This window comes from Coprococcus ammoniilyticus, assembly GCF_025567345.1.
GTDB classification, from domain to species: Bacteria; Bacillota; Clostridia; order Lachnospirales; family Lachnospiraceae; genus Coprococcus; species Coprococcus ammoniilyticus.
In genome coordinates this window covers 57,772-69,758 of record NZ_JAOQJS010000006.1, presented here as the reverse complement: position 1 = coordinate 69,758, position 11,987 = coordinate 57,772, and the positions used below count along the sequence as shown (strand labels likewise).

Here is an 11,987-nt window from a genome sequence, read left to right as displayed (position 1 = left end):
GCAATTGCCTCCCATTCGTTTGTTATCTCTCCGTAAAGACTGGAATTTCACCCTCTCGCATAAAGATACAAATTATTTTTCTATTTCCTTATCATATATCTTTTTTGAGTATACCACAGTTACAATTGTTGCTAATAATAAATAAATCAACATAAAGATTGTGCCAGTCATCCCACTTGTAAATACGGTTGTAATGATAGTCAATAACCCCGTAATAATAATACATATTGCACCAAAGCGGTTACTCTTTCTCCATGTATTATCATTGTGCATACTCCAAACGGTTCGAACTCCCACTACTGCATTTCGTTTTGCCTTTGTCATAAAATTTCCTAATACAATAAATATAATACCACACAAAATACATGAAACTTTTGCAATGTCAATAACCGCATGTTCACCACCTGCATTTGCCTGTATCCAAGAAGAATAAAGAATAAAATAATGCATAATCCCGAACATGATTGCTTGCGAAATTCCTACAACACATAATACCTTTGCAGAAGATTTTGCTTCCATCTGTTCCTTTTCTGTATTTGCATTTTTTGATTTTTTCTCAAACACATAGATTAGCAAGTGCCAAAACAGTGTAATAAACAAAATAATTACCGGAAAAATAAAGCTTTCTGTTTTACTTCCCCATCTGTCAGTGTTTCCCTCCAAGTCATGATGCATAGGTATAATATCAGGCATAAACTGTAGTACAACACTTGTAACTACAACTGGTATCATTGCTACTATCCACATTATTTTTTTCATACTTTTTTTCCTCCAAACTGGTTAACCCATATAATTAATTCATCGAAAACCGTAGTGTTGATTTCATAATAAACAAAGTTTTTCTCTTTATATTCAGATATCAAGTCTGCGTTTTTAAGTAATTTTAAATGATAAGAAAGAGCAGCCGGTGTAATCTGTAATTTTTCAGCAATCTCTCCGGCATTTAATCGTTCATTTCTCAACATAATAAGAATGTCTCTTCGCTGGCTATCTGCCAATACTTTAAAAATGTTAGTTTCTCCCATATCTTTTACCTATTTAAAACTTTCTTTAAATAGATTTTAGCATGCTATTTGTTTTTGTGCAAGAACTATTTAAAAATAATTTTAAATAGAGGGGATACACTGAAAAATCAATGTGTCCTCTCTATTTACCTTAAGGCAAAATTCAAACATCTAGAAACTTAAGATTCCTGCCTCTTATTATGGAATAACCGTACGTTCTATATATTTTTCTGGAATTTTTAGTACTAGACCTCTATCATGATATTATATTAGCAAAATCACCACGTATCTAAACGATCCTCTGCATCAACCCATACTTGCATTTCTCCATCCAAGTATAATCTTGCATATTCTAATGGATTATCAATAGCCAAAGCATTCAACGAACACTGGGAGCCGGGAGTAGTTCTCAATCCTTCCTCTGCCTTATTGCAATCAATTCTAAGCACTACATTTTCAAACGTGGTTACATCTATGCTATTACATTGCGGATTATATCTTGCATAAATCAATCTCATATCTTATCTGTCCTTTCCTTAATTTTCTAAAAGTTTTGAAAGCATTTCAATCCGTTCTTCCTGCCATTTTAATTTCATGTTATAATTTGTTACTGGATTTTCTTTCCCTTAATTTTGCCCTTGTGAGCATTCGTAACATGAGGGAAAAGGATATAACACAAGGGAAAGCGTAAGGGCAAACTCACTCGCTACAAATTTAGCATTTTCAAGGGGTTGCGGACTTCACGAGGATAAGATATAACAGTTAATAAATGTTATGAATTAAGTCAAATCAAAACTGGAATTTGTCACTCCATCAAACTGGAATTTCTCACTTCTTTATTTTAGGAGCAATAAGCAGCACTACTGCCACAAGAAAATATACACCATACAGTAACCACGTAATTGTATTGTTCCAAGGGAAACTCTTTTCTGGATGGTTTAATGCAAACATTATAAATACAATAGCTACAATCAGCATTATCACACCGATAATCCTTGATATACTTTTTTTCATGTAAATCACCTCCTCGTTAAACTGGAATTTGACTAATTATTGTGTTTTAATGATTCTATAAACTACCCCCAATTGAGCAGGGTATGTTTCTTGAATCATTCCATTAAACCATATTGTAACGATATCTCCCACCTGAACATCTTCCGCTAAATTTTCTGCCGATACATAATACTCTCCATCATTCATCTGACAAAAGCCTTCAGCTGTACTCACATGCGTTACAAGAAGTTCTCCATCATCGGTAATTTCTTTTACTTTTGCATTAAAATTGATAACCTCTATTGGAATAGACGTATCGTCTTTTTCAATATCTCTAAATATGATTCGTTCGTCATCAATGACTACTATGAGCTGACCTTCAGAACTCCTTTGATAATGATATCCGCTTCCGAAATTTGATTGATTATTTTCAGATGGTAACTCTGTCCCTGCCACTGTTGACACAATTTCTCCATCCATTGTTCCACAACCAGGCATTGACGCTACATATCCTGTGTCTTTATATATAACACCATCAACCATAACACATGGAGGATATGAGCCAGTATCTGCTATTTGCTCATTTTGTACTACATCATCATTTTCTTTATTTTCTGTTTCTACGGACACATTTCCAGACACAGGTTCTTTATTTTCTTGATTCGTTCCACATCCAGTCATTCCCAGCACCATACATAATACAAGCAGATAGATTACTTTTTTCATAATACATGCCTCCTTAACTTATATTTTTTAACTCTATAAACTGAAATTTGTAAATATTATTTTACATTTTTATATGAAATCACAATATGACTTGGTGCAAATAATACTGATGCAATAATCAATAGCACTGACCTACTCATAATCCCACTAAATAAGAACAACATTGAAGGAATAATAGAAAGTGCTAATGCTTCGTCAGACCACCTCCCGAACCAAGTTCCCGGAATATTGATTATCATGAATCCGAAACAACCCAATCTCCCTACTTGTTCTGTGACCTCAACATATTTATTGTTCCACTTATTATCAAATCCATCTTTGCACTTAATCGCAATCTCGTTAAAGAGCGTTGCGTCTTTTCTCAACCCACGAAGCGACACCATACCGTCAGCTTCCATCTGCTTTAATTGCTCCATATAGGTCGGAGCAAAAGGCTTTTTGAAATGCACATTATAGGGTATGCGTTCCTCAATCATATTTATATTTTCATAGGTTTCATTCTTGCGTTCGTTGTGCCTTTCCGCCTTGCTCACATCAGAAACGGTGTACTTTTTACCCTTGCACAACTCATATCCGCCTTGTTGCTTTTCGCCATTTCGTTCTCCTTTCTCGGCAGAGCAAGCAATCCTCCTTTCCTGCCGAAAATAAAAACCACAGGAAAGATACATTAAGCCTTGTTTGTGTCATTTCTCAGGGCGAAAATCAGGGGAAATTTCCTTTCTAAGCCTTTCAAAAAATCGCAAGGTATTTGTACTAACCTGTGGTTGTGTATGAAATTGTGGGTTTGGGATAACAAAAAACACCGTATTTCTACGGTGCGTTCTGTAAGATATATTCTGTTTTATGATAGCAGAAAACTGGAATTCACAGTTCTTCCATCCTTCCCATCTTCAGCGCCATAACAAGAGTTCCGGCTGCCATCACAAAGACACCAATTTCAATCACATAGATGGGAAGAAGCGCCGGACCTGCCACGGCAAAGAAGTCCACGATAAAATGAATCCCATATGCAAGAACCGCTGTAAAAGCCGCTGTCCTGTATTTGCCTGCCTTTACCGCCCGGTAGATCAGCAGTGACAACCCGATATGCAGAATGATAGCACTGATTCTTTCGATTCCGCTTACAAAAAAGAGTGGTGCCGGTGTTGTCCATAGGGCCGACAGCTGTGACACGGTCTGATTTGCAGACTCAGCAGGAAGTGCCGCCAGCGTATTCTGCATGGCTCCGCTGTTGATCATCAGCATGGACACAAGATTGCTGATTCCGGAGAGTCCTCCGAGCAGAATAGCCTCCACACCGCCATGCCCGATTCCATACATCAGTGCATTTGGAAAATCCAGCCATTTCTTCATCCAGAACTTCATGGCAATCAGTCTTCCGGTCTCTTCAAAAACAGCTGCAGCCAAAGCCGCGTACACATAGTAAAGCCATGGCCTGCTCTGTGCGTTCAGTCCGCAGAACCGAATGACAAGAACATGCAACAGCTGCTCCAACAGCATGGCAAACAGCAGATAGGTTCCTGCTCCGATAAAGAACGAGGAAATCCTTGCCTTAAGCTTCACCCTTCCTGCAATGAACAAAGCAATCGGTACCCCCATCGAGAGGACAACGGAGCAGATAACTCCCGCTATCGCCAGACCTGATATTGTGTTCAATTCCATCTTTATACCTCCCTGATTCTCAAAAAATTCCTTTATTGTATTTGAACTGTCCATACAATATAAAGCCTAATCCGACAATAACTGCTGGAAGAATGATATAATCTATAATTATTTCACTCCAAAACGAAACAATAAAACCTAATATAAGAGATATTCCTATAATCAGCGTTCCTGTGCCGACTGTTTTTCCATACTTTGGTATATCTTCTTCCTTTACTTTTCGCCTGTTATAAGAGTGAATTGTGCTGATATTGCCTTTGATATTTACAATTCCCACAACAGATATGAACACTCCCAAAATCAACAGTATAATATTTTCCATAGTGACCTCCTAAAAATAGAATAGTTCCTCAAATTTTTTGTCCAATGCAATACAAAGAATTAGAGCCAATTTTGCAGTTGGATTAAACTGTCCTGTTTCAATAGAACTAATGGTATTTCTTGATACCCCTACCATTTCTGCAAGCTGAGCTTGAGAAAGATTTGCTTCTGTGCGAACTTCCTTTAAGTGATTTTTCAGTTGTAATTGTTCTTTCATATTCTCACCTCTAAAAGGTGGCTAACAAATCCAACAAATGCAAAAATGGAAAGCACAAAAAACAGAACGGTCAAGACCAAATCACTCTTTCGCTTCATTTTGATAAAACGAACTAACCATTGTGTTGCAATAATGCTGAAGTATATAACCCACGGACTGTAAATCATAGTATGAGCAAGCACAGAAGATAACAGCGAAAGCAAACAACACACTAAAGCACCAACTCTGCTTGCGTGACTTCCGGCTTGATATACCACTTCCATTTCAGCCAAGTCCTTATTGCGATGTTCTTTTCTGCTTGCATTTAAGATTTCGTCCTTTTTCATAAAAACACCTCCATGCCAAGTTTTCTTTGCATGTTTTAATTATACACATACCAAGTTTTCTTGTCAATAGAGTTCATAAAAAAGTTACAACCGATATAATAGATAACTTTTCTACCACTTCGATTATACTCGCAACTTAATGACTTCTTGAATACTTGCCGAAAAAGAAAAACTGCCATCGGTTTGACAGCAGTTCTTCTTCGGTTGGTATCCGTTAGGAATACACAATATCATTCATTACAATCTCATCGGCACAGGCTCGAATGTTATTCATCAATCCTATCCATCTCATCATATCCGTTGCTTTCAGTTCTTCTGTTACACCTTGCTTCTTTGCCATTTCCTTTATCAGATATTCCGCCATATCACGAGCCGAAGTATCAATTTCGGCAAGGTGTTCATATAACTTTCCGCTTGTCAGCAGATTAAAATATAGCACACTTTTCGACAAATTCTTACAAATAACTACAAATTTTTTCACAAGAAACGAAAAAAACGATACTGCATCTCTGATAAGGCTTTTCATACAGATCCATAAAATCATCCGGACAGGAAATCTGATTACCAATATGGTATCTACAATCAGATATAGTGCAAATGCTTCGTCAGACCACCCCCCGAAACAAGTTCCCGGAATATTGATTATCATGAATCCGAAACAACCCAATCTCCCTACTTGTTCTGTGACCTCAACATATTTATTGTTCCACTTATTATCAAATCCATCTTTGCACTTAATCGCAAATACAACATTGGGTATCATAATGACTGCAATAAAAATCAGCCCCAAAACATTAAATCATTCCATATTATCTACCATCACAAACTTCGATTTGTATTTCTGTTTGTTTTAAAAATGGGCAACTCCGATTGGAATTGCCCACTCATTGCACTAATTATGCGATTTTTTCTTGCTTGCACCGATTTCTGCATCAATTGATGTAAGTTTGATGTAAATCGCTGTTTTTTTAGTTTTTTATCAAATGAAGTACGTCCCGTCTATTTGGTAAAACGGTACATCTTTACATCATCTTAATAGAGCTTTGCACCTGCCGGAATGTGGTCATCAACCATCAGAAGATGAAGCTTTTCTTCGCCTTCTTCTTCATGAATAGCACTGAGAAGCATACCGCAAGAGTCAATGCCCATCATAGCTCTCGGTGGAAGATTTGTGATAGCAATAAGAGTCTTTCCAACCAGTTCTTCCGGCTCATAAAAGCTATGAATACCGCTTAAAATGGTTCTGTCTGTGCCTGTTCCGTCATCAAGAGTAAACTGTAACAGTTTCTTTGACTTCGGTACTGCAACACACTCTTTAACCTTTACTGCACGGAAATCTGACTTGCTGAATGTATCAAAATCAACAAATTCCTCAAATAAAGGCTCTACCTTTACCTTAGAAAAATCAATCTTTTCAGATTCAGTTTTTACATTTTTTTCAGGTGCTTCAGAAGCTGTATTATTTACATCATTTTTCTTATTTACACCATCTAAGGACTTCATTGTCGGGAAGAGGAGCACATCACGGATTGCCTGTGAATCAGTCAACAGCATAACCAGACGGTCGATACCATAACCGATACCACCTGTAGGAGGCATACCGATCTCCAGTGCATTTAAGAAATCCTCGTCTGTATGCTCTGCTTCATCATCACCGGCTGCTGCATTTGCATCCTGTGCTGCAAAACGTTCACGCTGATCAATCGGATCGTTCAGCTCGGAGTATGCATTACACATCTCCCATGTGTTAATGAACAGCTCGAAACGCTCAACCTTGCTTGGATCAGAAGGTTTCTTCTTGGTCAGTGGTGAGATCTCGATCGGATGATCCATGATAAATGTAGGCTGGATCAACTTTTCTTCACAGAACTCCTCAAAGAACAGGTTAATAATATCACCTTTCTTATGACGTTCTTCATATGCAATATTGTGTTCATCAGCCAGTTTCTTAGCTGCTGCATCATCTTCTACCTGATCGAAGTCGATTCCGGTATATTTCTTGATCGCATCATTCATGGTCAGACGCTCAAACGGCTTACCGAAATCAATCTCGATTCCATTATAGGAAATCTTTGTGCTTCCACAAACCTTCTCAGCAAGATAACGGAACATGGACTCTGTCAGTTCCATCATACCTTCATAGTCTGTGTATGCCTGATATAATTCCATCAGCGTAAATTCAGGATTGTGTCTTGTATCAACACCCTCGTTACGGAATACTCGTCCAATCTCGTAAACTCTTTCCAGTCCGCCTACGATCAGTCGCTTCAGATATAATTCCAGAGAGATACGAAGCTTTACATCCTCATTTAATGCATTGTAATGTGTCTCAAATGGTCTTGCTGCCGCACCACCTGCATTTGCAACAAGCATAGGAGTCTCAACCTCCATGAAATCACGACCTGCAAGGAAGTTACGAATCTCCTTTAAGATCTGTGAACGCTTGATAAATACTGCCTTGCTCTCCTGATTCATGATAAGGTCTACATATCTCTGACGATATCTGACATCTGTATCTGTTAAGCCATGGAACTTCTCCGGAAGGATCTGTAATGACTTGCTTAAAAGTGTCATTTCTTCTGCATGGATAGAAAGTTCTCCTGTCTTTGTACGGAAGGCCCATCCCTTTACACCATAGATATCACCGATATCAGATTTCTTGAAATCTGCATAAGATTCCTCACCGATCTGATCTCTTGCAACATATACCTGAATGTTACCCTTCAGATCCTGAATATTACAGAAGGATGCCTTACCCATAACACGCTTGAACATCATACGTCCTGCAATGCTTACATGGATCGGTGATGCATCCATGATCTCTCTTCTCTCGTTATAATCGTTGTTCAGCACTTCCTTCTTCTGTGCATCATCCAGTCCCTCTACATCCGGTTCCTGTCTGCCTGCGAGAAGCTCTGCTTCATGTGCTGTATATGCTTCCTTTACATCTGTGCTGTGATAAGTCACATCATACTTTGTAATCTCAAATGGATCCTTGCCAGCCGCCTGTAAATCTGCCAACTTCTCACGACGAACCTGTAACAGCTTATTTACATCCTGTGGCTTAGCCTGATTGTTCTGCTTATTCTCTGCCATCTTTGTTTAATCTCTTTCTATACTATATTGATCATTCTGTTTATTAGATTGCTCTCTTGATATCTAATATTCTGTATTTGAATTCTCCGTCCGGTGCTTCTACTATTACTTCTTCACCAACGCGCGCACCCTTTAATGCCATACCAACCGGCGATTCATCAGAGATCTTATTCTTCATGATATCTGCTTCTGTTGAACCAACGATGTGGAATACAATTTCCTCGTCAAATTCATAATCATATACTGTTACGGTACGGCCGATACCGACAACCTCTGTATCAACCTCATCCTCGTCAACGACTTCTACATTTTTCAGGATAGCCTCTAACTGCTCGATTCTTGCCTCAATATCACGCTGCTCGTCCTTTGCTGCATCATACTCAGCATTCTCAGATAAGTCTCCCTGCTCTCTTGCTTCCTTGATCTTTGCAGCAATCTCTCTACGTTTATTTACCTTCAGATCCTGAAGTTCTTCTTCAATTTTTTTAAGTCCTGTATAGGTAACTACCTGTTTCTTTTCAGCCATCGCCGACTACCTCCTAAACAATATCTGTGTTTTCCGTTAAGTTCTCACAAGTATCCTACATTATATTCCAGTTTCCCTGTAATGTCAAACCTGTATATAGAAAAAAGAAGCCTTAAAACTAAGACTTCTTTTCCTTAATATCAATGCAGTTGATGGGACTTGAACCCACACCCACGTAAGTGGACATGAACCTGAATCATGCGCGTATGCCAATTCCGCCACAACTGCATGAAAACGTGCTTTATCTCACGCACTCGTTTAATATAGCACGTCATCTGCTTCTTGTCAAAACAAATTTTGTAAAAACGTCAATTTTTTTATTCTGCCTCTGAAGCTGCCTCTGTTGTTGACTCTGTGCTCTCTGCTTCAGTGGAACCATCTTCCGATGCATCTTCTGAACTTGCTTCTGTTGAATCTACCTGAACAGCTGTACCCATCAGATAATCAAGAACCTTTTCCTCTGTTGCATAGAATTTCAGATCGCTCGCTGAATATTTGGAGTTGATCGTATCCTCGTCTACTTCATTATCATCCATCAGCTTCTGCTTATATGCTTCAGTCTCTTTATCATTTGCGACCAGATTTTTTTCTAACGCGATCGAGCTGACAACGATCTTCTCCTGCATTACAGATTCAACTGTGCTCTGAAGATAGGAAACAAATGCAGATTCATCTGTATATCCATAGAAATACTGTAAGAATGTTGGTACGCCGATTCCATACTGGGAGGCACTGGACTCGATATTATCCATAACACTCTTGACATAGGAATCAATTTCGCCTTCCGGATACTGATTAAATGTTGTTTTCTCTTTGATTGCCTTTAATACATTTGCACGATCTGTACTGTCTGCAGTTTTGTCTGTATCCTTCTGAAGCTCATCTGTCAGATACTTGGTATAATCCTCCGTCGTTGTATATTTACCATCCGTAGCCGACTTCACAAGGTCATCTGTATATTCCGGTGTCGTCGTTATCTTGATATAATTGATCTTTATATCAAATACAGCTTCCATTCCTGCTACTGTTGTATCAGAATAATCATCCGGATATGTGATCGTGATCTTCTTCTCTGTACCAGGCTTTAATCCGATCATCTGATCATCAAGTCCCGGTGCTAATGCATCCTTGCCTATAACAACACTGGTTCCGGCTTCATCATCATTCTTATTCTTTTCCTGACCATTGATCGTTTCTACATAATTGATGTTGACATCATCACCATCTTTAATGGCACTGTCATAATCCTTTGTCTCTATATTATTATCTGTACAGAATGAATCAATCTTCTCATCGATCTTATCCTGTGTTACCTCTCTGGATGCCGGAACATATTCAACGCCATCATAATCACTTACCTCTGCACATTTTGCATACTGCTTGAATTCACTCTTTGTGCTTCCACATCCGCTAAGCACTCCCATGCCGACAACGGTTGCCAGGCAAAGGGTCATTACCTTCTTCATTTTCATAATATAATCTTTCTCCTCAAGGCTTCATCTTATTATTTTATCATCCTCATTTTAAGGATCCTGTTTCAACATCCGCTTTAGTTTGTCTCTGTTGTTACTTCTGTGGTTTCTTCAGAAGCCGTTGTTGCTTCTGTTGCAGCTTCTGTACTCTCTACCTTCTTGCCATTATCAAGCAGGAAAGTCATAACCTTATCTGCAAGTGTATAATACATCAGATCTTCAGAAGAATACTGCTCTCTGATCTGATCCTCTGTTGTAGAATTATTGTCTGCCAGCTTCTTAATATATGCTGTTTCTTCATCTGCATCGATCGTAATATTCTCTGCTTTTGCAATCGCACAGACAGCCTTCTTTTCCTTTACGGACTCTTCACAGATCTGCTTTACATATTCTGCAAATGACTCCTCATCACTGTATCCATAGTAGTAATTGATAAATGTTGCATAATCGAAATTATAGGAGCTTGCCTGAGCTTTCAGGTTGTCAATAATTTCGCTTGCAAGACTTTCAACTTCATCTTCCGGTACATTCTCGATCTGTGCTTTATTAATAACACTTGTCATAACCACATTCTGTGCAGAAGTAAGTGCTGCAGTCTCATTGCTTGCTTCCAGTTCTGCTTTGATTGATGCTTCATATTCATCTACTGTTTTATAGGAAGTATTATTGGCAACAAGTTCATCGTTGTACTCTGGTTCAACCGGAATCTTAATGTAGTTTACAGTCGTCTTAAATACTGCATCCTTTCCATTCAGTTCTGTGTTTGTTGTACTGTAATCCTCCGGGAATGTTACATTTACATCAAATGTATCTCCGGCTTTATGACCTACGATCTGATCTTCAAAATCATCAATAAAAGATTTGCTTCCCAATGTCAGATCATAACCATTTCCATCAGAATTACCACCTTCAAATTCCTTACCATCTACAGTTCCGACAAAGTCGATATTTACAATATCACCCATCTTTGCTGCACTTGTCTTATCTTCATTATAAGTAGTGCAGGATGAAATAAAAGAATCTACCTTGCTCTGAATATCATCTGCAGTTACCGCTTCCGGTGCATATTCATATTCAATTCCTTTGTACTCTCCAAGCGTAACGCCATCTGCATATTTCTCGATATACTCATCGATCGTCAAATCTTCTGCTGCCTCTGTGCTGCTGTCTGATGAAGTCGCATCCGTTTGCGTTGCATTGTCAAGCTTACCGGTTGTATTCTTTTTATCGCCGCATCCCACAGCCATAGATAATGTCATTGCCATTGCAAGAGCAACCGCAAGTCCCTTTTTCAATTTCCTCATTGTACTTACCTCTATATATTATAAAATTAGGTATCACCTATCATAGCTTTATATCACATTTCCAATTAAAAATAAAGCTATTTTAAGTAATTCATAGAAATGTCACAAACTATGCAACGTTATTGTTAAATGCCTGATTGTTTGCAATACTTCGACAGTATCCATACTTTCAGATACAATTTCCTACAATTTCACATAATGTCAATCGCCACTCGAACAGTAAATCACATTTTCCCATGCAACACAATATCTAGTATTATTTCTTTGATTTTTTCTCAATATTTTGTACTGATTGATATAGACAAACCAAAATGGTGATGCTATAATGTGTAACTGTCGG

At 38.3% G+C, this 11,987-nt stretch carries 15 protein-coding genes and 1 tRNA gene; all 16 read right to left on the bottom strand.

The genetic code is table 11. The annotated features are described in order from the left end of the window. Nucleotides 1-72: 72 nt before the first annotated feature. The 16 genes from OCV60_RS10460 to tig all read right to left on the bottom strand — a co-directional run bounded on the left by OCV60_RS10460 (nt 73) and on the right by tig (nt 11,647). Nucleotides 73-759, bottom strand: a complete 687-nt coding sequence (locus OCV60_RS10460) for an SdpI family protein (protein WP_055143427.1) — start codon at nt 757-759, stop codon at nt 73-75. After that, nucleotides 756-1,025 (bottom strand): autorepressor SdpR family transcription factor, encoded by a 270-nt coding sequence (locus OCV60_RS10455; RefSeq protein ID WP_005604351.1) that lies wholly within the window; start codon nt 1,023-1,025, stop codon nt 756-758. Before OCV60_RS10455 ends, OCV60_RS10460 begins: the two co-directional genes overlap by 4 nt. 257 nt (nt 1,026-1,282) lie before the next feature. Beyond that, nucleotides 1,283-1,522 carry a DUF6061 family protein gene (locus OCV60_RS10450; RefSeq protein WP_005604353.1) on the bottom strand — a complete coding sequence of 80 codons (240 nt, stop codon included), beginning with the start codon at nt 1,520-1,522 and terminating at the stop codon, nt 1,283-1,285. 310 nt (nt 1,523-1,832) lie between these two features. Beyond that, entirely contained in the window at nt 1,833-2,018 is a 186-nt protein-coding gene (locus OCV60_RS10445; protein ID WP_196020850.1) for a hypothetical protein, read from the bottom strand. Nucleotides 2,019-2,054: 36 nt separating this feature from the next. Beyond that, nucleotides 2,055-2,723 carry a YobA family protein gene (locus OCV60_RS10440; protein ID WP_262530140.1) on the bottom strand — a complete coding sequence of 223 codons (669 nt, stop codon included), beginning with the start codon at nt 2,721-2,723 and terminating at the stop codon, nt 2,055-2,057. 56 nt (nt 2,724-2,779) lie between these two features. After that, entirely contained in the window at nt 2,780-3,391 is a 612-nt protein-coding gene (locus tag OCV60_RS13205) for a plasmid recombination protein (protein ID WP_004853443.1), read from the bottom strand. Nucleotides 3,392-3,587: 196 nt separating this feature from the next. After that, complete coding sequence (locus tag OCV60_RS10425; RefSeq protein WP_227909633.1) at nt 3,588-4,385, bottom strand: YhfC family intramembrane metalloprotease; 798 nt, start codon at nt 4,383-4,385, stop codon at nt 3,588-3,590. A 19-nt stretch (nt 4,386-4,404) separates the two neighbouring features. Then, nucleotides 4,405-4,707: a hypothetical protein gene (locus OCV60_RS10420; protein WP_004853440.1), complete on the bottom strand. Its 303-nt coding sequence runs from the start codon at nt 4,705-4,707 to the stop codon at nt 4,405-4,407. Nucleotides 4,708-4,716: 9 nt separating this feature from the next. Then, nucleotides 4,717-4,923: a helix-turn-helix transcriptional regulator gene (locus tag OCV60_RS10415; protein WP_003865061.1), complete on the bottom strand. Its 207-nt coding sequence runs from the start codon at nt 4,921-4,923 to the stop codon at nt 4,717-4,719. Further along, complete coding sequence (locus OCV60_RS10410) at nt 4,920-5,249, bottom strand: DUF6442 family protein (RefSeq protein WP_005363298.1); 330 nt, start codon at nt 5,247-5,249, stop codon at nt 4,920-4,922. The genes OCV60_RS10415 and OCV60_RS10410 overlap by 4 nt, the downstream gene beginning before the upstream one ends. 214 nt (nt 5,250-5,463) lie before the next feature. Continuing rightward, entirely contained in the window at nt 5,464-5,898 is a 435-nt protein-coding gene (locus OCV60_RS10405; protein WP_242652148.1) for a TnpV protein, read from the bottom strand. Nucleotides 5,899-6,281: 383 nt separating this feature from the next. Further along, nucleotides 6,282-8,345: a lysine--tRNA ligase gene (lysS, locus tag OCV60_RS10400; RefSeq protein WP_262530139.1), complete on the bottom strand. Its 2,064-nt coding sequence runs from the start codon at nt 8,343-8,345 to the stop codon at nt 6,282-6,284. A gap of 43 nt (nt 8,346-8,388) precedes the next feature. Next, the gene (greA, locus tag OCV60_RS10395; RefSeq protein WP_117785230.1) at nt 8,389-8,871 is read right to left on the bottom strand and encodes a transcription elongation factor GreA; all 483 of its coding nucleotides are present in this window, start codon (nt 8,869-8,871) and stop codon (nt 8,389-8,391) included. 144 nt (nt 8,872-9,015) lie between these two features. Then, nucleotides 9,016-9,099: transfer RNA gene (locus tag OCV60_RS10390), tRNA-Leu, on the bottom strand. Between the two features lie 89 nt (nt 9,100-9,188). Next, nucleotides 9,189-10,343 (bottom strand): FKBP-type peptidyl-prolyl cis-trans isomerase, encoded by a 1,155-nt coding sequence (locus tag OCV60_RS10385; protein ID WP_021943176.1) that lies wholly within the window; start codon nt 10,341-10,343, stop codon nt 9,189-9,191. Between the two features lie 77 nt (nt 10,344-10,420). Further along, a complete protein-coding gene (gene tig / locus OCV60_RS10380; protein ID WP_021943175.1) occupies nt 10,421-11,647 on the bottom strand; it encodes a trigger factor in 1,227 nt (408 codons plus the stop codon). Between the last annotated feature and the right edge of the window lie 340 nt (nt 11,648-11,987).